The following is a 21,150-nucleotide window of genomic DNA, read 5'->3' on the forward strand; positions in this document are numbered from 1 at the left end:
GGGCACACGGGGCGCAGAACCCGTATCGCGGGGTGTACCCGGCGACACCCCGGACGGGTCACCAGAACGAGGCGACCCGGCGGGCCGCCCGATGCAATGGACGGGTGACCGCGCCCCCGGACGACTGCCTCGCGCGCAACGAGTGGATCTGCGGCGACTATCTGAGCACCCGCCGCGAGATCCTCCTCGACGCCGTGGGCCAGCACCTCCAGCTGACGTCCGTCTCGGTGCTGATCGGTCTCGCCCTCGCCCTGCCGCTCGCGGTGCTGGCCCGCCGCTGGGGCTGGGCGGCCGGTCCCGTGCTCGGCGTGACGACGATCCTCTACACCATCCCGTCCCTGGCGATGTTCTCGCTGCTGCTGCCCGCGTACGGGCTCTCCGCGACCCTCGTGATCGCCGGGCTGGTCCTCTACTCGCTGACCCTGCTGGTGCGCAACATCCTCGCCGGGCTGCGCGCCGTCCCCGAGGAGACCCGACAGGCCGCCCGCGGCATGGGCTACGGACCGGTCCGCCTCCTGCTCACCGTCGAGCTGCCGCTCGCCCTGCCCGCCGCCATGGCAGGGCTGCGTATCGCCACCGTGTCCGCGGTCTCGCTGGTGACGGTCGGCGCCATCGTCGGCTTCGGCGGGCTCGGCAACCTGATCTACGCGGGCATGAACACGTTCTTCAAGGCGCAGGTGCTGACGGCGTCCGTCCTGTGCGTCGTCATCGCGGTCGCGGCCGACCTGCTCCTGCTGGGTGTCCAGCGGCTGATCACACCCTGGACGAGGGCCCGCACGTGAACACGCTCACCGAGACCTGGGACTGGCTCACCGACCCCGCGCACTGGTCGGGCGCCGACGGCATCTGGCAGCGGCTGCTCCAGCACCTCGTGCTCACGGTGGTCTGCCTGGTCGTCAGCTGCCTGATCGCCCTGCCCGTCGCGGTGGTCCTCGGCCACCTCGGCAGGGGCGGGGCGCTCGCCGTCAACATCTCCAACGTCGGCCGTGCCGTCCCCACCTTCGCGGTGCTGGTCCTCCTGCTGCTGACGCCCGTCGGCGCCTGGGGCGAGGGCCCCACCGTCGTCGCCCTGGTGCTGTTCGCCGTGCCGCCCCTCCTGACGAACGCCTACGTCGGCATGCGCGAGGTCGACCGCAGCACCGTGCAGGCGGCGCGCGGCATGGGGATGACGGGCCGCCAGGCGATGCTCCAGGTCGAACTGCCCCTGGCGTCCCCGCTGATCCTGAACGGCATGCGCATCGCCGCCGTCCAGCTCGTCGCGACCGCCACCATCGCCGCGCTGGCGGGCGGGGGCGGCCTCGGCCGCATCATCACCGCCGGGTTCAACCTCGCCAGCACGCCGATGGTGGTGGCCGGAGCGGTGCTGGTCGCCGTGTTCGCCCTGATCGTCGAGGGCCTCTTCGAGATCGCCGAGCGCCTCGCACCGGCGTGGGCGAGGGGCACGCCGTGAACCGCCGCGCGCCGTCGGTGGCCGCCCTGCTGCTCCTGGCGACCGGCTGCTCCACCGGCCCCTCCCTGGAGAGCCAGGGCGAGGTCACCGCCTCGCCCGGGGACAGCCACCATCTGACCGTCGGCTCGGCGGGATTCACCGAGAGCGACCTGCTCGCCCAGATGTACGCCCTGCTCCTGGACCAGGCCGGCTACCGGACCTCCCTGATCACCGTCGCCAACCGCGAGCTGTACGAACCCGCCCTGGAATCGGGCCAGATCGACGTCGTACCGGAGTACGCGGCCACCTTCGCCGACTGGCTCAACGCCAAGACCAACGGCCCCGACGCGCCGCCGGTCGGCTCACCCGACCTCGACGCCACCATGAAGGCGCTGCGCGCCCTGGCGACCCCGCGCGGCCTCACCGTCCTCGCCCCCGGCCGGGCGGTCGACCAGAACGCCTTCGCGGTGAGCGCCTCGTACGCACGCCGGCACCACCTCAAGACCCTCAGCGACCTCGGCAGGTCCGGCCTGAAGGTACGGCTCGCGGCCGGCGACGAGTGCGTGCAGCGGCCCTACTGCGCCCCCGGCCTGCGCAAGGTCTACGGCATCGACATCGTCGCCGTCGACCCCAAGGGCGTCGGCACCACCCAGGCCAAGAGGGCGGTGCAGAGCGGCCAGGACCAGATGGTCCTCACCACCACGACGGACGCCACCCTCGACGAGTTCGGCCTGGTGCTCCTCGCCGACGACAGACACCTCCAGAACGCCGACTACGTCGTCCCGGTCGTCAACCGCGCCCGCGCCGGCGCCCCCCGCGTCGCCAAGGCCCTCGACAAGCTCAACGCCGTCCTCACCACGGCCGACCTCGCCGCCATGAACCAGCAGGTGGACAGCTGGCGCCGGCTGACCACGGACGTGGCCCGCACCTACCTCCAGGACAAGGGCCTGCTGAAGTGAGACCCGGGCGCCGGCCCCGGCTCAGGCGTCCGCCACCGAGTCGAAGTCCACCTCGTCCCGCGGCACGCCCTGGGCGTCCGCGTCCACCGAGCGGCGCAGGGCCTCGTGGAGCTTGGCCGGGGTGAGGACGCCGAGGAACCGGGAGCCTTCGAGCACCGCGACCCAGCCGGCGTCGTGCTGGAGCATGACGCCGAAGGCCTGTTTCAGCGGGGCCCCCACCGGGACCCAGGCGTTCATGCGGTGGGCGAGGTCCCCGACGGAGGCGCTGGTGCCGAGTTCGTCGAGCCCCACCCAGCCGTGCAGGTCCCCGCGCGCGTCCAGGACCACCGCCCACCGGGCGCCCTGGGCGCGCAGCCGCCGCGCCGCGCCGTCGGACGGCTCGTCGAGGCGGGCGACGGGCGGCTGTTCCAGGTCGCCGCGCTCGATCGCGGTCACCGACAGCCGCTTGAGCCCCCGGTCGGCGCCGACGAACTCGGCGACGTAGGGGGTCGCCGGCGTGCCCAGCACCGCCCCGGGCGTGTCGAACTGCTCGATCCGGCCCTGCCCGTAGACGGCGATCCGGTCGCCGAGCCGCACCGCCTCCTCGATGTCGTGCGTCACCATCAGCACCGTCTTGCGCACCGCCGCCTGCATCCGCAGGAACTCGTCCTGCAACTGCTCCCGCACCACCGGGTCGACCGCCCCGAACGGCTCGTCCATCAGCAGCACCGGCGGATCGGCCGCCAGCGCCCGCGCCACCCCGACCCGCTGGCGCTGACCGCCCGACAGCTGGTGCGGGTAGCGGGGCCCGTACGTCTTCGGGTCCAGACCCACCAGGTCGAGCAGCTCCGCCGCCCGGGTCCGCGCCTTCGCACGCTTCCAGCCGACCAGCGAGGGCACCGTCGCCGTGTTGTCGAGGACGGTGCGGTGCGGGAAGAGGCCGACCTGCTGGATGACGTAGCCGATGCGCCGCCGCAGGCGCACCGGATCGACCGCGGCGATGTCCTCGCCGTCCACCAGGATCCGGCCCGCGGTCGGCTCGATCAGCCGGTTGACCATCATCATGGTCGTCGTCTTGCCGCAGCCCGAGGGCCCCACGAGCGTGACGAGCTCCCCCTCGGCCACCTCGAAGGAGAGCGCGTCCACCGCGGTCGTACCGTCCGGGTACCGCTTGGTGACCTGCTCGAACCGGATCATCACCTCACGCTAGCCGCGGCGCCGCGACGGCGCTCCTTCGTGCGGCCCGGCACCTGCCGAACGGCTGACTCGGTCGCGCGGCGGTCTCCTGCCCCTACGAGGCGACCTCGGCGCTCGACCGTTCGCCCACCAGCACCACCTCCAGGGTGCGCGGACCGTGCACCCCCTCGACCCGGTCCAACTCGATGTCGCTGGTCGCCGACGGACCGGAGATCCAGGTCAGGGGACGGGCCGGGTCGAGGCGTTCGAGGGCCTGCGGGACGGAGGCCACCACCTGGTCCGGAACGCGTACGACACAGATGTGGTGGTCCGGGACGAGCGTGATGCGGCGCCTGCCCTGGTCGGGGCCGCCGTCCAGGACGAGGGTGCCGGTCTCGGCGACGGCCACCGCGCACGCGGTGACCACGCTGTCGATCCGGTCCAGCTCGTCAGGGGTGCTCCCGCTCCGGTCCGGGATCCGCTCGGCGTCGGCCGCCGCGAGCCACGACGGGTCCAGACCCGGCGGCACCAGCACCGTCTTCGCGCCGCGCGCGGCCAGCAGCCCGGCGAGCGTCGCCGCCAGGTCGGCCGCCGCGCAGCGGTGCACGACCGCCCGGTAGTCCGCCAGGTTCTCGGCCAGCAGATCCACCCGCTGCGCGGCATCGAGCCCGCCGTGCTCGCGCAGGTAGTCCCGGACGACCGCCTGCTCGTAGGGCGCGTCGTCCTCGGGCACGTCCGCGAGCGCGCGCCGCACCCGGCCCAGGATCCGGTCCCTGCTGCTCACTTCGCGCCGTCCTTTCCGCCGTGGGTGCGCTGCCACCAGTCCCGGAAGGGTTCCGGCGGCACCGGAGGCAGGGCCCGGCTGTGGCTCCATGCCCTGCCGGGCCCCGGCAGGGTTCGCGGGTGGAAGCGCCGGGTGCGCGAGGCGAGCCGCTGTCCGGTGCGCACGACGCCGGGGTGGGCGAACGCCCAGCCGGCCGCCCGCATGGCCGCCCGCTCGGCGGCATGCCCCTTGGCCGGCTTCAGCACGACCTTGTTGCCGCCGCGGACCACCGGGCCGCCCGCCACGACCCGCTCCCGCAGATGCACCAGCACCTCGGGGATGTCGATCGCCACCGGGCAGACGTCGTAGCAGGCCCCGCACAGCGAGGACGCGTACGGCAGCGAGGCGTCGATCTCGCTGTCCGTGCCGCGCAGCTGGGGGCTGAGGATGGCGCCGATGGGGCCCGGGTAGACCGAGCCGTACGCGTGACCCCCCGCCCGCTCGTAGACCGGGCACACGTTCAGGCAAGCCGAGCAGCGGATGCAGCGCAGGGCCTGGCGTCCGACCTCGTCGGCGAGGGTGTCGGTCCGGCCGTTGTCGAGCAGCACCAGATGGAAGGCGCGCGGCCCGTCCCCGTCCGTCGTGCCGGTCCACGTGCTCGTGTACGGGTTCATGCGCTCGGCCGTCGAGGAGCGGGGCAGCGTCTGCAGGAACACCTCCAGGTCCCGCCAGGTCGGCACCAGCTTCTCGATGCCGACGACCGAGATCAGCGTCTCGGGGAGGGTGAGGCACATCCGCCCGTTGCCCTCCGACTCCACGACCACCAGCGTGCCCGTCTCGGCGACCATGAAGTTGGCGCCGGAGATGCCGACCTTGGCGCGCAGGAACTTCTCCCGCAGGTGCAGCCGGGCGGCCTCGGCCAGTTCGGCGGGCGTGTCGCTGAGACCGGCGGGCGCCGGGCGCCCCCACTCGGCCATCTCGCTGGTGAAGATGTCCCGGATCTCACCGCGGTTGCGGTGGATCGCCGGGACCAGGATGTGCGAGGGCCGGTCCTTGCCCAACTGCACGATCAGCTCGGCGAGATCGGTCTCGTAGGCCCGGATGCCCTCCGCCTCCAGCGCCTCGTTGAGCCCGATCTCCTGCGTGGCCATCGACTTGACCTTGACGACCTCGCTCTCGCCGGTCTCCTTGACCAGGCCGGCGACGATCCGGTTGGCCTCGTCGGCGTCGACGGCCCAGTGGACGGTGCCGCCCGCCGCCGTCACCGACTCCTCCAACTGCACCAGGTACCGGTCGAGGTGACGGAGCGTGTGGTCCTTGATCCGCCGTCCCGCCTCGCGCAGCCGCGCCCAGTCCGAGACCTCGGAGACCGCCTTCTCGCGTTTGGCGCGGATGGTGTGCGTGGCGTGCCGCAGGTTGCCGCGCAGGGTGGCATCGCGCACCGCCTCGCGCGCGGCCGCCGGAAAGGCCGGCATCCCGACAAAGGTTCCGCTCACAGCGCTGGTTCCTCCTCCGTGCTCGCCAGGATCTCCGCGAGGTGCACCGGCCGCATCCCGGTGCCGAGCCGGGTCATCGTGCCGCCCAGGTGCAGCAGACAGGAGTTGTCCGAGGCGCACAGCACCTCGGCGCCCGTCGACTCGGCGTTGCGCACCTTGTCGGCACCCATCGCCGCCGACACGTCGGCGTTCTTCAGCGCGAACGTGCCCCCGAACCCGCAGCACTCCTGCGCGCCGGGCAACTCGGCCAGCTCCAGTCCCTTCACCGCCGCCAGCAGCCGCTGCGGCCGGTCGCCCAGCCGCAGCCCGCGCAGCCCGTGGCAGCTGGGGTGGTAGGTCACCCGGTGCGGGTAGTACGCGCCGACGTCCGTCACCCCCAGCACGTCCACCAGGAACTCGGTGAGTTCGTACGTCTTCGGCGCCACCGCTGCCAGCGCGGTCGCCAGCGTGCTGCCCCGTCCCTCGGCCCGGGCCCGCGCGCCCATCCGGGGATACAGTTCCCGCACCATCGCCCCGCACGACCCGGACGGCGTCACGATCGCGTCGTACTCCCCGAAGACATCGGAGAAATGCCGGGCCAGCGGCTCCGCCTCACGCCGGTAGCCGGTGTTGTAGTGGGCCTGCCCGCAGCAGGTCTGCGCCATCGGGAAGTCGACCTCGACGCCCAGTCTGGTCAGCAGTTTCACCACGGCGCGCCCCGTGTCCGGATAGAGCGTGTCGTTGACGCAGGTCAGGAACAGGGCGACACGCATCGCGGCTCCTAGGGGTAGATCATCCGATGAGTGCAGGGTAGTGCGGAGGCGCGGTCCGGGGGAGACCCCCTCTCACGCTCCGGCGAGCCCGGCAGCGGCGGCACGCCAGGGTGCCGTGCCGCCACGCGGCGCGTAGCGGGTGAGCGGCTGGGTGCGGGCCAGCAGTCGGCGCATGTCAGAGCGGTCGCCGACGAGCCCGTGGGACCGCGCCTGCACCAGCACGTTGCCGAGGGCCGCCGCCTCCGCCGGGCCCGCCACCACCGGCAGCCCGCAGGCGTCGGCGGTCAGCTGGCACAGCAGCGCGTTGCGCACCCCGCCGCCCACCACGTGGACGACGTCCACGGCGTGCCCGGACAGCCGCTGGGCGTCCTCCACCGCCCGCCGGTGGGCGAGGGCGAGCGAGTCGAGGATGCAGCGCGTGACCTCGGCCGGCGTGCCGGGCACCGGCTGCCCCGAGGCACGGCACGCCTCGGCGATCCGCTCCGGCATCCGCCCGGGCGCGAGAAACGCCTGGTCCCCGGCGTCCACCACCGACCGCAGCCCCGGCACGGCGGCCGCGGCCCGCAGCAGCTCGTCGAGAGCGGGCTCGCCCCAGGCCCGCAGGCACTCCTGGAGCAGCCACAGACCCATGATGTTGCGCAGATGACGGACCGTGCCGTCCAGCCCCAGCTCGTTGGTGAAGTTCGCGGCCCGGCTCTCCTCCGTCAGCACCGGCGCGTCCAGCTCCAGCCCCACCAGGGACCAGGTGCCGGTGCAGATGTACGCGAAGCGCTCCCCGGACGCCGGCACGGCGGCCACCGCGGACGCCGTGTCGTGCGAGGCGACCGTGGTCACCGCGACGGGGCCGTCGAGCCCCGTCTCCTCCAGCACCTCGGGGCGCAGCACCCCTGCCGGGTCGCCGGGGCGCCGCAGCGGAGCGAACAGGCCCAGGTCGACGCCGAGCCGCGCGGCCACCTCCCCCGACCAGTTGCGCGTCCTCGGATCGACGAGCTGGGTGGTCGAGGCGTTGGTGAGCTCGGTGCCCTGCTCCCCGGTGAGCCAGTACGACAGCAGGTCGGGGATGAGCAACAGGCGTTCGGCCCGGTCCAGATGACCGGCGGACCGGGCGGCCACCAGCTGGTACAGCGTGTTGAAGGGGGCGTACTGCACGCCGGTCGCGGCATACAGCTCGGCGGCCGGCATGCGCGCCCACACCCGCTCGGCGACGCCCTCGGTGCGCCCGTCGCGGTAGTGCACCGGATTGCCGAGCAGCGCCCCGCCGGCGTCCAGCAGGCCGTGGTCCACGGCCCAGCTGTCGATGCCGACGGAGTCCACCGGGCCCGCCGCCCGCAGTCCGTCCAGGACTCCGGCGTACAGCGCGAGCACGTCCCAGCGCAGCCCTTCCGGGATGCGCACCGGCCGGTTGGGGAAGCGGTGCGCCTCGGTCAGCTCCAGCTCGTGCCGCCCGACGCGGCCGACCATGACACGCCCGCTGGAGGCACCGAGATCGACCGCGGCGTACGACCGCACGGCGCCGCTCACCGCAGGAACGCGGCGGCCACGCCGGCGTCGACCGGGACATGCAGCCCCGTGGTGTGCGTCAGCTCCCCGCCGGTCAGCGCGAACACGGCCGCCGCCACATGCTCGGGCAGCACCTCGCGCTTGAGGATCGTGCGCTGGGCGTAGAACTCCCCGAGCTTCTCCTCGGGCACGCCGTAGACCGCCGCCCGCTGTGCTCCCCAGCCGCCCGCGAAGATCCCCGAGCCGCGCACGACGCCGTCCGGGTTGACGCCGTTGACCCGGATCCCGTGCTCACCCAGCTCGGCGGCCAGCAGACGTACCTGATGGGCCTGGTCGGCCTTGGTGGCGGAGTAGGCGATGTTGTTGGGCCCGGCGAACACGGCGTTCTTGGAGGCGATGTAGACGATGTCACCGCCCAGACCCTGAGCGGTCATCACTCGCGCCGCCTCCCGGGAGACGAGGAAGGAGCCGCGCGCCATGATGTCGTGCTGGAGGTCCCAGTCCCGCACCGACGTCTCCAGCAGCGGCTTGGAGATGGAGATGCCCGCGTTGTTCACGACCAGGTCGACACCGCCGAAGGCGAGCAGCGCGGCCCGGAACGCCTCGGCGATCTGCTCCTCGGAGGTCACGTCGACGGTCACGGCGACGGCCTGGTCGGGGCCGCCCAGTTCCTCGGCGACCCGGGCGGCGCCCGCGGCGTCGAGGTCGGCCACCACCACGCACGCGCCCTCGGCCACCAGCCGGTGCGCGATCGCCCGGCCGATCCCGCTGCCCGCGCCGGTCACCAGCGCCACCCGCGTCGCGAGCGCCCGGGGCTTCGGCATCCGGCGGAGCTTGGCCTCCTCCAGTGCCCAGTACTCGATCCGGAACTTCTCCGACTCCTCGATCGGCGCGTACGAGGACACGGACTCCGCGCCGCGCATCACGTTGACGGCGTTGACGTAGAACTCGCCGGCGACCCGGGCCGTCTGCTTGTCCTTGCCGAAGCTGAACATGCCGACCCCCGGCACCAGGACGACGGCGGGGTCGGCGCCGCGCATGGCGGGGGAGTCGGGCAGGGCGTGCCGGGCGTAGTAGGCGGCGTACTCCTCCCGGTAGGCGGCGTGCAGTTCCCGCAGCCGTGCGACGGCCTCGTCGAGCGGCGCGGTCGGCGGCAGGTCGAGGACCAGGGGCCGGACCTTGGTGCGCAGGAAGTGGTCGGGGCAGGAGGTGCCGAGCGCGGCGAGCCTTCGGTGCTCGGCGCGCGCGAGGAAGTCGAGCACGACGTCGGAGTCGTCGAAGTGCCCCACCTGCGGCCGGTCCTGCGAGGCGACGGCGCGGACGTACGGCGCGAGCGCGGCCGCCCGTTCCCGCCGCGCGTCCTCGGGCAGCGCCTCGTACCCCTCGACGACCGGGCCGAACGGCTCGGGCCTGCCCCGCTCGGCGAGGAACGCCTCCGCGGTCCGGATGATGTGCAGCGAGTTGCGCTCGCACTCCTCGGCGGTGTCGCCCCAGGCGGTGATGCCGTGCCCGCCCAGGATCACCCCGACCGCCCGGGGGTGGGCCGCCTTGACGGCGGCGATGTCCAGGCCGAGCTGGAACCCGGGCCGTCGCCACGGCACCCACACCACGCTGTCCCCGAAACACTCGGCGGTCAGCTTCTCGCCGTCCGCCGCGCAGGCCAGCGCGATCCCGGAGTCGGGGTGCAGGTGATCGACATGCGCGCAGTCCACGAGCCCGTGCATCGCCGTGTCGATGGAGGGCGCGGCTCCCCCCTTGCCGTGCAGGCAGTAGTCGAACGCGGAGACCATCTCGTCCTCCCGCTCGACCCCGGGATACACCTCGACGAGTGCGCGGAGCCGGTCCAGGCGCAGCACCGCCAGCCCGGACCCGGTGAGCGTCCCGAGATCGCCCCCGGAACCCTTCACCCACATCAGCTCCACCTCACCCCCGGTCACGGGATCGGTCGCGGTGCCTTTGGCGGACGCGTTGCCCCCGGCGAAGTTGGTGTTGCGGGGATCGGAGCCGAGCCGGTGGGAGCGGGCGAGCAGGGCGGCGGCCTCGGGGTGGGTCGACATGGATGTCCGGTCCTTTCAGGTAGAGGTGCGGGTTTCGTGCCGTCGAGCGGCGCGGGGAACTGCGCGACCGGCCACACACGGCCCGCACCCCGCGAGGAACAGCACCGGGCGGACGCTCACGCGCCCCATCCGGCCTGCTGTCCGCCGACGCGCTCGGCGACGATCTTCTCGGCCCACCCGGACCGGGCGTACGCGGCCTGCGGATCGGCGTCGAGCCCCATGTCCTGCCGCACCTCACGGAGCAGCGGCCGCACATCCGTGTTGTAGGCGTCCATCAGCACGGCGTTGGCCCCGAGCACGTCCCCGGCCCGCTGCGCGGCCGTCAGCGCGTCCCGGTCGACCAGCAGCGCCTTCGCCGTGGCCTCCTGCACGTTCATCACCGAGCGGATGATCGCCGGGATCTTCGCCTCGATGTTGTGGCACTGGTCGAGCATGAACGCGACCCCGGACCCGGCGTCCAGCCCGCCCCCGCGCACGACCTCGTACATGATCCGGAACAGCTGGAACGGGTCCGCCGCACCCACCATCAGGTCGTCGTCCGCGTAGAAGCGGGAGTTGAAGTCGAACCCCCCGAGCCTTTCCTCGCGCAGCAGCGTCGCCACGATGAACTCGATGTTGGTCCCGGGCGCGTGATGCCCGGTGTCGACCACGACCTGCGCCTTCGGCCCGAGCTTGAGGCAGTGCGCGTACGCCGTCCCCCAGTCCGGCACGTCCGTCGTGTAGAAGGCCGGCTCGAAGAGCTTGTACTCCAGCAGCATCCGCTGCTCCTCGCCGAGGCGCCCGTACACCTCGGCCAGCCCCTGCGCGAGCCGGTCCTGCCGCTCGCGCACGTCGTCCTGCCCCGGGTAGTTCGTCCCGTCGGCGAACCACAGCTTCAGATCGCGTGACCCGGTCGCGTCCATGATGTCGACGCACTCCAGCAGGTGATCGACCGCCTTGCGCCGCACCTTCGCGTCCGGGTGGCAGATGCTGCCGAGCCGGTAGTCGTCGTCCTGGAAGGTGTTGGAGTTGATCGCGCCCAGCCGCACCCCGCGCTCCTCGGCGTGCTGCGCCAGTGCCGCGTAGTCCTCGACCCGGTCCCACGGGATGTGCAGGGCGACGGTGGGGGCGACACCGGTGAACTCGTGCACCTTCGCCGCGTCGTCCAGTTTCTCGCGCGGATCGCGGGGCACGCCCTGCTGGGCGAACACCTTGAACCGGGTTCCCGAGTTGCCGTACGCCCACGACGGCGTCTCGACTGCCTGGGTCCTGAGCGCGGCCTTCACCGCGGCGAGATCGCTCACTGCTGGGCTCCTGTTGCTACACGGCGTGATGAAACGATTCAGACCCGCAAGCTATGAGCCCTTCACGGGGGTGTCAAGCGGTCCGGCCGACCCTGTTTCCGTGAATTCTCGCTGGCCCTCGGCCATCAGAAACTTTTCGCCACCCACCCATTGACGTGACGCTCTCGGCCCGCCTAACGTCCCGGCAATCCAGTTGAAACCTTTCACGACACGGTCCGGGCCGCCTCGCCGTCCGCGCGCCGCGTCGTCGAGGAGCCCCTCATGACCCACCCGTCCGACACGGGGCCGGCCCCGGTAGTGGCGCTCAAGGGCATCTCCAAGTCCTTCGGCGCGGTCCGCGCCCTGCGGGACGTGTCCCTGGAGCTGTACCCCGGAGAGGTGCACGCCCTCGCCGGTGAGAACGGCGCGGGCAAGTCGACCCTCATCAAGACGCTCGCCGGGGTGCACCGGCCGGACGCCGGCCAGGTGCTGCTCGACGGGGAACCCGTCGTCCTGCACGGCCCCGGCGACGCCCGTGACGCCGGTATCGCCGTGATCTACCAGGAACCCACGCTCTTTCCCGACCTGTCGATCGCCGAGAACATCTTCATGGGCCGCCGGCCCCGGCGCTCTCTCGGCCGCATCGACCACAAGGCGGTCCACGCGGCGACGCTGGACCTGATGCGGCGTCTGGGCGTCGCACTCGACCCCGACCGCCCGGCCCGCGGACTGTCCATCGCCGACCAGCAGATCGTGGAGATCGCCAAGGCACTCTCCTTCGACGCCCGCGTCCTGGTCATGGACGAGCCGACGGCCGCGCTCACCGGCAGTGAGGTGGCCCGCCTCTTCGGCGTCGTGCGCACGCTCCAGGAGCAGGGCGCCGCGATCCTGTTCATCTCGCACCGCCTGGAGGAGATCTTCCGGATCGCGCGCCGGGTCACCACCCTGCGCGACGGGGCCTGGATCGCCTCCGAGCCCCTCGACGGCATGACCGAGGACGACCTGGTGCGCCGGATGGTCGGCCGCGACCTCGACGAGCTCTACCCCAAGCAGGACGTCCGCCCCGGCGAGGTCGCCCTGAGCGTGCGCAGGCTGACCCGCGAGGGAGTCTTCACCGACGTCTCCTTCGAGGTGCGCTGCGGCGAGATCGTCGGACTCGCGGGCCTCGTCGGCGCCGGGCGCACCGAGGTCGCGCGGACCGTCTTCGGCATCGACCGCCGTGACGCCGGCGAGGTCGAGGTGGACGGGCGGGCGCTGCTCAACGGCGCCCCCTCCGCCGCGATGGCCGCCGGACTCGCCCTCGTTCCCGAGGACCGGCGCGCCCAGGGCCTGGTGATGGGCATGTCCATCGAGCGCAACATCGGCCTGACCGGTCTGCGCACCACCGTCAGGGCCGGCCTGATGGACCGCGGCGCCGAACGCAGCCGCTCGCTCGACTGGGCCGTCCGGCTCCAGGTCAAGTACGCCCGGATCGCGGATGCCGTCGCCACGCTGTCCGGCGGCAACCAGCAGAAGGTCGTCCTCGCCAAGTGGCTCGCGACCCGGCCGAAGGTGCTGATCGTCGACGAGCCGACCCGCGGCATCGACGTGGGCACCAAGGCGGAGGTGCACCGGCTGCTGTCCCAACTGGCGGCCGACGGCGTGGCCGTGCTGATGATCTCCTCCGACCTGCCCGAGATCCTCGGCATGGCCGACCGCGTGCTGGTGATGCACGAGGGCCGGCTCACCGCCGAGATCCCCCGCGCGCAGGCCACCGAGGAGAGCGTGATGGCCGCGGCGACCGGGAGGGCCGCGTGAGCGAGGCACGCGCGGCGGCCGGCCGCCGCACCACCACGACGCCCGTCCCCGCCCGCCACCCGGGCGAAGAAACGAACAGGAGGGGCACCCCATGACGGTGACCACCCCGCCGCCGGCCCCCGTCGCCGAGGTGCCCAGGTCGAGCGGCACCCGCCTGGTCGACCGCGTCTTCAAGATGCGCGAACTCGCCATCCTGGTGGTCTTCCTGGTGATGATCGCCGTCACCCAGGCGGGCAACAGCGCGTTCCTGTCCGAGCAGGGCGTCAAGGACCTGCTGCTCAACGCGACGATCCTGGTCCTGGTCGCCACCGGCCAGTCCCTCGTCGTCATCACCCGCAACGTCGACCTGTCCGTCGGCTCCACGCTCGGCATCAGCGCCTTCGCCGCCGGCACCTACCTCCAGGGCGGCGGGTCCCCCGTGGTGGGCGTGCTGCTGGCGGTGCTGACGGGCATCGGCTTCGGCCTGCTCAACGGCCTGCTGGTCAGCCTCGGCCAGGTGCCCGCGCTGGTGGTCACCCTGGGCACGCTCTACATCATCCGCGGCATCGACTCCCTCTGGGTCGGCTCCCGCCAGATCACCGCCGCCGACCTGCCCGGCGGATTCGTCGACTTCGGCTCCGGCGGCATCTCGGCGGTGCCGTACCTCGCGCTGATCGCCCTCGTGGTCCTAGTCGCCACGGCCTACTACCTGAAGCACTACGGCGGCGGCCGGGAGCTGTACGCGCTCGGCTCCAACCCCGAGGCCGCCCGGCTCGCCGGCATCCCGGTCAGGAAGCGGATCCTGGCCGCGTACACCTTCTGCGGGGCGCTCGCCGGACTGGCCGGCGCCATGTACCTGGCCCGGTTCGGCAACGTCGACTCCGGCACCGGCAGCGGCTACGAACTCACGGTCGTCAGCGCCGTCGTCGTCGGCGGCGTCGTCTTCACCGGCGGGTCCGGCAGCGTCTACGGCGCGGCCCTGGGCGCACTGCTGCTGACCTCGATCAACAGTGTGCTGCCCGCTCTCGGCGTCAGCTCGGTCTGGGTGCTCGCGATCAACGGCATCCTGCTCATCCTCGCCATCGCCGTGGACCGTGTGGTCGCCCTGCGTGTGGCGTCCGCCCTGAAGAAGAGGAACGCCCGCCATGCCTGAGTCGTTGACGCGCGCCGTCCGCTGGGACACGGTCGTCGGCGCCCTGCTGATCGTCGTCCTGTTGCTGTCGTTCGGCTTCGTCGACGGCTTCGGGAACGCGCTGAACCTGTCGTTCCTCATCGGCAACACGCTGCCCATCGCGCTGATCGCGCTGCCGATGACGCTGCTCGTCGTCTCCGGCGAGATCGACCTGTCCGTCGCCTCCACCGCCGGGCTGTCCGGCGCGGTGATGGGCGCCCTGTGGAACCAGGGCATGACCATCGAGACGATCATCCCCCTGTGCCTGCTGCTCGGCGTGGTCTGCGGGCTGGTCAACGGCCTGCTCGTCACCCGGCTCGGGCTGCCGTCGCTCGCCGTCACCATCGGCACCCTCGCCGCGTACCGGGGCATCGCGCAGATCGTGCTCGGCTCGGACGCGGTGACCGACTTCCCCGCCCCGTACCTGGACTTCGCGGCGGGACGGATCGGCGACACCTTCCTGCCGTACGCCTTCCTGCCGTTCCTCGTGCTGCTGGCGATCGCCGTGGTCACGCTGCACGCCACACCGTTCGGGCGGTCCCTGTTCGCGACCGGTGCGAGCGCGGAGGCGGCGCGGTTCGCCGGGATCAGGGTGAAGCGCCACAAGCTCGTGCTGTTCACGGTGACGGGCCTGATGGCCTCGCTCACCGGTGTGTTCTGGGCGCTGCACTACGCCAGCGCCCGCTACGACAACGCCACCGGACTCGAACTCTCCGTCGTCGCCGCCGTGTTGCTCGGCGGGATCGACTTCGACGGGGGCAAGGGCACGCTGGGCGGCGCCGTCGCGGGAGTGTTCCTGCTCGGCGCCCTGCAGAACGTGATGAGCCTTCAGGACGTGTCCGCGCAGTCGCAGATCGTCGTGACCGGTGTGCTGCTCGTCCTGTCCGTGCTGGGCCCCAGGGTCGCACGCCAGATTTCGGTCGCAAGGGCCGGCCGTCAAGCAGCCGCTGGAACCGCCGCCAAAGCGCCTGCCCCCACTTCGTAGAAATCCACCCACTCTCTCCTTAAGGAACCCTCATGCGTAGAGCATCCATCCGCCGTGGCTGCGCGGCCCTCGCCGCCGCCACCTCGCTCGCCCTCGCCCTCACCGCCTGCGGCGGGACCACCAAGAAGGACGTGGCCGAGGAGGGCGGCTCCGCCGCCGCGGCCGGCAAGGCGGACCCGAACGCCGAGCTCAAGAAGGGCCTGACCGTGGGCTTCCTGCCCAAGCAGGTCAACAACCCCTACTTCACCAGCGCCGACAAGGGCGGCGAGGCGGCACTGAAGGAGCTGGGGTCCGGCTACAAGGAGGTCGGCCCGTCCAGCGCCACCGACACCTCCGGCCAGGTCTCCTACGTCAACACGCTCACCCAGCAGCAGGTCGACGCGATGGCCGTCTCGGCGCAGGACCCGGGCGCCCTGTGCACCGCGCTCAAGCAGGCCATGAGCAACGACATCAAGGTCGTGACGTACGACTCCGACACCAAGCCCGAGTGCCGCAACGCCTTCGTCTCGCAGGCGTCCGCCGAGGACCTCGGCCGCACCGAGGTGCAGCTGCTCGCCGAACAGATCGACTACAAGGGCGAGATCGCGATCCTGTCCGCCGCGCAGACCGCGACCAACCAGAACACCTGGATCGAGTTCATGAAGGAGGAACTCAAGGACCCCAAGTACAAGGACATGAAGCTGGTCAAGATCGCCTACGGCAACGACGACGCGCAGGCGTCGTTCCAGCAGACCCAGGGGCTGCTCCAGGAGTACCCGAACCTCAAGGGGATCATCTCCCCGACCACCGTCGGCATCAAGGCCGCCGCCCAGTACCTGTCCGGCTCGAAGTACAAGGGCAAGGTCAAGCTGACCGGCCTCGGCACCCCCAACGACATGCGCAAGTACGTCAAGAACGGCACGGTCGAGGCCTTCGAGCTGTGGGACCCGGCGAAGCTCGGCGAACTGGCCGCCCGTACCGCGGTCGCGCTGGTGTCGGGTCAGATCACCGGCAAGGAGGGCGAGACCTTCACGGCCGGCGCCATGGGCGAGTACACGATCGGCGCGGACGGCGTGATCAGCCTCGGCAAGCCCACGGTGTTCGACGCCGACAACATCGACCAGTACGACTTCTGACCGCGGGAGGCCGTCGATGCAGCGCGTGTGCTTCGTGCTGAAGGTCCGGGCGGACCGCCTCGACGAGTACCGCGAGCGGCACGCCGCCGTGTGGCCCGAGATGCGCGACGCGCTCTCGGCCACCGGCTGGCACAACTACTCGCTCTTCCTGCGCGAGGACGGTCTGCTCGTCGGCTACCTGGAGACCGAGGACTTCGCCGCCGCCCGCGCCGGGATGGAGGCCACCGAGGTCAACGCCCGCTGGCAGCGGGAGATGGCGCCGTTCTTCGAGTCGGCGGACGGCACCTTGCCCGACCGGGCGATGACACCCCTCGGCGAGGTCTTCCACCTCCCCTGAGCCACGGTGTGATCGCCGTTGTCCCGCCTCGGCGTGCGGGTAGTGTGAAGCCCTTCCCGTCGCCCCTCGTTCTCCTGGAGGTCGCTGCCCGATGGCCCAGTCGGTGGGTATCAAGGACGTCGCCCGCGCCGCCGGCGTGTCCGTGGGCACGGTCTCGAACGTCATCAACCGGCCGGAGTCGGTGGCCATCGAGACACGGGCGCGCGTGCAGTCGGCCATCGACCGGCTCGGCTACGTCCGCAGCGAGTCCGCGCGCCAGTTGCGCGCGGGCCGCAGCCGGATCATGGGCCTGCTCGTCCTCGACATGGGCAACCCCTTCTTCGTCGACGTGGCCCGCGGAGCCGAGCGCGCCGCCCGCCAGGCCGGCCTGGGCGTGATGGTCTGCAACAGCGCCCAGGACGCCTCGGAGGAGGCCGACTACCTCTCGCTCTTCGCCGAGCAGCGGGTGCGCGGCGTCCTGCTCACCCCGGCCGACGCGACCGGGCGCAACATCGAGAGCTTCCGCCGGCACAACATCCCCTTCGTTCTCGTCGACCGGGTGGCGCAGGGGGCCACCGAGTGCTCGGTCTCCGTCGACGACGTGGCGGGCGGTGCCCTCGCGGTACGCCATCTGGTGGAGGCCGGGCACCGCTCCGTCGCCTACGTCAGCGGACCCCCCGGCCTGACCCAGGTGCGCGACCGCCGCACGGGTGCGCTGAACGCCCTGGCCGAGGCGGGCCTCGGCCCCGAGGCGCTGCGCGAGCTGCCCACCGAGCGGCTCGACGTCGCCGCCGGCCGGGACGCCGGTGCCCGGCTGCTCGGCCTCGCGGACCGCCCGGGTGCCGTCTTCTGCGCCAACGACCTGCTCGCGCTCGGCGTCCTCCAGGCGCTGTACGCGGCGGGTGTGAGCGTCCCCGACGACCTCGCCCTCGTCGGCTACGACGACATCGAGTTCGCCGCCGCGGCCGCCGTACCCCTCACGTCGGTGCGCCAGCCGGCCGTCACGATGGGCGCGCTCGCCGCCCAACTCCTGCTGGAGGAGACGGAGGCGCAGACCGGGGCCACGAACGGCGTGCCCCGGCACGAACACCGCCGGGTCGTGCTCCAGCCGGAGCTGGTGGTCCGCCGCTCCAGCCTGCCGGGCCGCTGAACGGCCGCGCTGACCGGGCGTTCAGCACCACCGCGATCCGGCCACTGAACGGTCGTTCAGCGGCCGTTCATGATCCCCGGCGGTGGCGGCCGGCCGGTGATGTGCTGAACTGGGACGCGGCCGCACCCTCGTCACCGTCGTCACCCCGGGAGCCCTGTTGAGCGCCAGCTACCGCCAGCCCGGCGTCGTCCTCACCGACCGCCGCTTCACCGTGCCCCTCGACCACGACGACCCGGCGGGGGAGACCATCGAGCTCTACGCCCGTGAGGTCGTCGCGAGTGACAGGACGGGGCAGGACCTGCCCTGGCTGCTCTACCTCCAGGGCGGCCCCGGCTTCGGGGCGAATCGTTTCGTCGGAAAGCAGGCCTGGCTCGGCCGGGCCCTGAAGGAGTACCGCGTCCTCCTTCTCGACCAGCGCGGCACGGGCCACTCCACGCCCGCGAGCCGCCAGACGCTCCCGCTGCGCGGCGGCCCCGCCGAACAGGCCGCCTACCTCACGCACTTCCGCGCCGACGCGATCGTGCGCGACTGCGAGGCCGTCCGGCCCGAGGTCACCGGCGGCGCGCCCTGGACCGTGCTCGGCCAGAGCTTCGGCGGATTCTGCACCGTGCACTACCTCTCGACCGCACCCGAGGGCCTGGCCACCGCCCTGATCACCGGCGGCCTGCCCTCCCTCGACGCGCACGCCGACGACGTCTACCGCGCCGCGTACCCGCGCGTCGAGCGCAAGGTCGCCGCCCACTACGCCCGCTACCCGCAGGACGTCGAGCGGGCCCGCCGGATCGCCGACCACCTCCTCGGCCACGACGTGGTCCTGCCGAACGGCTACCGGTTCACAGTCGAGGCCTTCCAGTCCCTCGGCATCGTCCTCGGCGGCAGCGAGGGCAGCCATCGGCTGCACCACCTCCTGGAGCACGCCTTCGTGCGCACCCCGGGCGGCGCGGCCCTCTCCGACGCGTTCCAGGAGGAGGTCCAGGGTCTGCTGTCGTACGCCGGGCACCCGCTGTACGCGCTCGTCCACGAGGCCTGCTACGGCCAGGACCACCGCCCGACCGCCTGGTCGGCCGAACGGATCCGCGCGGACTTCCCGCAGTTCGACGCCGCCAAGGCGCTGGCCGGCGACGGACCGCTGCTCTTCACCGGAGAAACGATCCACCCCTGGATGTTCGACTGCGACCCGGCGCTGCGCCCGCTGCGCGAGACCGCCGAACTCCTCGCCGCCCACACCGGCTGGCGCCCGCTGTACGACCCCGCGCGCCTGGCCGCCAACGAGGTGCCGGTCGCGGCCGCCGTCTACCACGACGACATGTACGTCGACACGGCCCACTCGCTGGAGACCGCCCGTGCCGTCCGCGGCCTGCGCACCTGGGTCACCGACGAGTTCGAGCACGACGGCGTGCGGGCCGGCGGCCCCCGGGTCCTGGACCGGCTGCTGGCCCTGGCCCGTGACGAGATCTGACGCCGAGGGGCCCTGACCCGCGTACCGGACGTACTCGGGCCAGGGCCCGGTGCGGCGAGAGTGCGTGCGTGGCGCCGTCCGGCGGACGGGAATTGTCAGACAGGCCGTAGTCTGCGCGCATGACCGAGCCGACGCCCCCTCAGCTTGAGCCCATGCCCGACGACTGGCAGCGCGCCCTGGCCGTCGTCGCGCACCCGGACGACCTCGAGTACGGCTGCTCGGCGGCCGTCGCCGCCTGGACGGACGCCGGCCGCGAGGTGGCGTACGTCCTGGCCACCCGCGGCGAGGCGGGCATCGACACGCTGGAGCCGGGGGAGTGCGGTCCGCTGCGCGAGCGTGAGCAGCGGGCGAGCGCGGAGGTCGTCGGGGTCACGGTGGTCGAGTTCCTCGACCACCGTGACGGTGTCGTCGAGTACGGCACCGCCCTGCGCCGGGACATCGCCGCCGCCATCCGCCGGCACCGGCCCGAACTGGTCGTCACCCTCAACCACCGGGACACCTGGGGCGGCGTCTCCTGGAACACCCCGGACCACGTGGCCGTGGGCCGGGCCACGCTCGACGCGGCGGGCGACGCCGGCAACCGGTGGATCTTCCCGGAGCTGATCGCGCAGGGGCTGGAGCCGTGGGACGGCGTCCGCTGGGTCGCGGTCGCCGGCTCCAGCAGCCCGACCCACGCCGTGGACGCCACGCCCGGCCTGGAGCGCGCCGTGCACTCCCTGCTCGCCCATCGCGCGTACATCGAGGCGCTGACGCAGGAGGATCCGGAGACGTACGTACGGGAGTTCCTGACCGGATACGCGCACCGGACGGGCGAGCGGTTCGCGGGACGGCCGGCGGTCGCCTTCGAGCTGTTCACCCGCTAAGGGCCTGCGAGGGGCGCCGGGCCGGTCATTAGGCTGATGGTATGCACGATCATCCCGGCGACCTCACCGACCTGCGCGGAGACTGCGCGAACTGCTTCGGGCTCTGCTGCGTGGCCCTGCCCTTCACCGCCTCGGCCGACTTCGCGTTCGACAAGGCCGCCGGGAAGCCCTGCTCCCACCTCCGGGGCGACCACCGCTGCGGGATCCACACCGAACTGCGGCAGAAGGGCTTCACGGGCTGCACGGTCTACGACTGCTTCGGCGCCGGGCAGCGCGTCTCGCAGGTCACCTTCGCCGGGCAGGACTGGCGGACCGCCTCCCGGGAGCACGCCCGCCTGATGGCCGAGGTGTTCCCGGTCGTGCGGCAGTTGCACGAGCTGCTGCGGTACCTCACCGAGGCCCTCGAGCTGCCCGCCGCCCGGCCGGTCCACGCCGCCGTGCGCGACGCCCTGGAGGAGACCGAACGGCTGGCGGGGCGGACGCCCGAGGAACTCGCCGCGCTGGACGTCGGACCGCACCGGCAGCGGGTCGACGTCCTGCTCCTGAGGACCAGCGAGCTGGTCCGGGCCGGAACCCGGGGCCGGGGGAAGAACCGCCGGGGCGCGGACCTGGTGGGGGCCCGGCGCGCGGGCGCCGATCTGCGGGGCGCGAACCTGCGCGGCGCCTGTCTCATCGCCGCCGACCTGACCGGCGCCGATCTGCGCGGTGCCGACATGATCGGCGCGGACCTGCGCGACGCCGACCTCACCGACGCCGATCTGACCGGAGCGTTCTTCCTGACCCAGCCGCAGGTCGACGCGGCCCGGGGCACGGCGGGCACCGGACTGCCGCGGACGGTGTCCCGGCCCGCGCGCTGGACACCCCTGCACTGACGCCCGGGGGAACCGGAGGGTCCCCGCCGGTTGGCGTGCGCCTGGATCTTCGATAGGTTAGGTGAGCCTT

Annotated in this window: 19 protein-coding genes; 12 read left to right on the forward strand and 7 right to left on the reverse strand. The window is 72.6% G+C overall.

Annotation, left to right across the window (positions count from 1 at the left end; all coding sequences use genetic code 11):
- The first annotated feature begins 104 nt into the window (after window positions 1–104).
- From ACIP2X_RS03340 to ACIP2X_RS03350, 3 genes are read left to right on the forward strand one after another with little or no spacing between them, the layout of a single operon-like run.
- Window positions 105–782, forward strand: coding sequence for an ABC transporter permease (locus ACIP2X_RS03340; RefSeq protein WP_401666843.1), 678 nt, complete (start codon window positions 105–107; stop codon window positions 780–782).
- On the forward strand, window positions 779–1,450 hold the full coding sequence (locus tag ACIP2X_RS03345) for an ABC transporter permease (protein WP_401666844.1): 672 nt from the start codon (window positions 779–781) through the stop codon (window positions 1,448–1,450). The genes ACIP2X_RS03340 and ACIP2X_RS03345 overlap by 4 nt, the downstream gene beginning before the upstream one ends.
- Window positions 1,447–2,388 (forward strand): ABC transporter substrate-binding protein, encoded by a 942-nt coding sequence (locus ACIP2X_RS03350; RefSeq protein ID WP_401666846.1) that lies wholly within the window; start codon window positions 1,447–1,449, stop codon window positions 2,386–2,388. Before ACIP2X_RS03345 ends, ACIP2X_RS03350 begins: the two co-directional genes overlap by 4 nt.
- Window positions 2,389–2,409: 21 nt before the next feature.
- Here the strand turns inward: ACIP2X_RS03350 and ACIP2X_RS03355 are convergent, their stop codons facing one another.
- From ACIP2X_RS03355 to rhaI, 7 genes are all read right to left on the reverse strand, one after another.
- The gene (locus tag ACIP2X_RS03355) at window positions 2,410–3,564 is read right to left on the reverse strand and encodes an ABC transporter ATP-binding protein (protein ID WP_401666849.1); all 1,155 of its coding nucleotides are present in this window, start codon (window positions 3,562–3,564) and stop codon (window positions 2,410–2,412) included.
- A 94-nt stretch (window positions 3,565–3,658) separates the two neighbouring features.
- Window positions 3,659–4,327 carry a lactate utilization protein C gene (locus tag ACIP2X_RS03360; RefSeq protein WP_401666851.1) on the reverse strand — a complete coding sequence of 223 codons (669 nt, stop codon included), beginning with the start codon at window positions 4,325–4,327 and terminating at the stop codon, window positions 3,659–3,661.
- Entirely contained in the window at window positions 4,324–5,802 is a 1,479-nt protein-coding gene (locus ACIP2X_RS03365; protein WP_401666854.1) for a lactate utilization protein B, read from the reverse strand. The genes ACIP2X_RS03360 and ACIP2X_RS03365 overlap by 4 nt, the downstream gene beginning before the upstream one ends.
- Complete coding sequence (locus tag ACIP2X_RS03370) at window positions 5,799–6,554, reverse strand: (Fe-S)-binding protein (RefSeq protein WP_401666856.1); 756 nt, start codon at window positions 6,552–6,554, stop codon at window positions 5,799–5,801. Before ACIP2X_RS03370 ends, ACIP2X_RS03365 begins: the two co-directional genes overlap by 4 nt.
- A gap of 72 nt (window positions 6,555–6,626) precedes the next feature.
- Complete coding sequence (locus tag ACIP2X_RS03375) at window positions 6,627–8,075, reverse strand: rhamnulokinase family protein (protein WP_401666859.1); 1,449 nt, start codon at window positions 8,073–8,075, stop codon at window positions 6,627–6,629.
- Window positions 8,072–10,111 carry a bifunctional aldolase/short-chain dehydrogenase gene (locus ACIP2X_RS03380; protein ID WP_401666861.1) on the reverse strand — a complete coding sequence of 680 codons (2,040 nt, stop codon included), beginning with the start codon at window positions 10,109–10,111 and terminating at the stop codon, window positions 8,072–8,074. Before ACIP2X_RS03380 ends, ACIP2X_RS03375 begins: the two co-directional genes overlap by 4 nt.
- Before the next feature lie 116 nt (window positions 10,112–10,227).
- Window positions 10,228–11,394, reverse strand: a complete 1,167-nt coding sequence (rhaI, locus tag ACIP2X_RS03385; protein ID WP_401666863.1) for an L-rhamnose isomerase — start codon at window positions 11,392–11,394, stop codon at window positions 10,228–10,230.
- Between the two features lie 261 nt (window positions 11,395–11,655).
- On the opposite strand from rhaI, the gene ACIP2X_RS03390 reads away from it, so the two are divergent.
- The 9 genes from ACIP2X_RS03390 to ACIP2X_RS03430 all read left to right on the forward strand — a co-directional run bounded on the left by ACIP2X_RS03390 (window position 11,656) and on the right by ACIP2X_RS03430 (window position 21,080).
- The gene (locus ACIP2X_RS03390; RefSeq protein WP_401666865.1) at window positions 11,656–13,170 is read left to right on the forward strand and encodes a sugar ABC transporter ATP-binding protein; all 1,515 of its coding nucleotides are present in this window, start codon (window positions 11,656–11,658) and stop codon (window positions 13,168–13,170) included.
- Window positions 13,171–13,261: 91 nt separating this feature from the next.
- Window positions 13,262–14,302, forward strand: coding sequence for an ABC transporter permease (locus ACIP2X_RS03395; protein ID WP_401666867.1), 1,041 nt, complete (start codon window positions 13,262–13,264; stop codon window positions 14,300–14,302).
- Complete coding sequence (locus ACIP2X_RS03400) at window positions 14,295–15,305, forward strand: ABC transporter permease (protein WP_401666869.1); 1,011 nt, start codon at window positions 14,295–14,297, stop codon at window positions 15,303–15,305. The genes ACIP2X_RS03395 and ACIP2X_RS03400 overlap by 8 nt, the downstream gene beginning before the upstream one ends.
- 32 nt (window positions 15,306–15,337) lie before the next feature.
- Complete coding sequence (gene rhaS / locus ACIP2X_RS03405) at window positions 15,338–16,420, forward strand: rhamnose ABC transporter substrate-binding protein (RefSeq protein ID WP_401666871.1); 1,083 nt, start codon at window positions 15,338–15,340, stop codon at window positions 16,418–16,420.
- A 16-nt stretch (window positions 16,421–16,436) separates the two neighbouring features.
- The gene (locus ACIP2X_RS03410) at window positions 16,437–16,757 is read left to right on the forward strand and encodes an L-rhamnose mutarotase (RefSeq protein ID WP_401666873.1); all 321 of its coding nucleotides are present in this window, start codon (window positions 16,437–16,439) and stop codon (window positions 16,755–16,757) included.
- Between the two features lie 91 nt (window positions 16,758–16,848).
- Entirely contained in the window at window positions 16,849–17,886 is a 1,038-nt protein-coding gene (locus ACIP2X_RS03415) for a LacI family DNA-binding transcriptional regulator (RefSeq protein WP_401666875.1), read from the forward strand.
- 157 nt (window positions 17,887–18,043) lie between these two features.
- On the forward strand, window positions 18,044–19,345 hold the full coding sequence (locus ACIP2X_RS03420; protein WP_401666878.1) for an alpha/beta fold hydrolase: 1,302 nt from the start codon (window positions 18,044–18,046) through the stop codon (window positions 19,343–19,345).
- 119 nt (window positions 19,346–19,464) lie between these two features.
- On the forward strand, window positions 19,465–20,208 hold the full coding sequence (locus ACIP2X_RS03425) for a PIG-L deacetylase family protein (protein WP_401666881.1): 744 nt from the start codon (window positions 19,465–19,467) through the stop codon (window positions 20,206–20,208).
- 41 nt (window positions 20,209–20,249) lie between these two features.
- Complete coding sequence (locus ACIP2X_RS03430) at window positions 20,250–21,080, forward strand: pentapeptide repeat-containing protein (protein WP_401666883.1); 831 nt, start codon at window positions 20,250–20,252, stop codon at window positions 21,078–21,080.
- The last annotated feature ends 70 nt before the right edge of the window (window positions 21,081–21,150 follow it).

The sequence above is a fragment of the Streptomyces sp. NPDC089424 genome, assembly GCF_044749345.1.
Classification (GTDB): Bacteria; Actinomycetota; Actinomycetes; order Streptomycetales; family Streptomycetaceae; genus Streptomyces.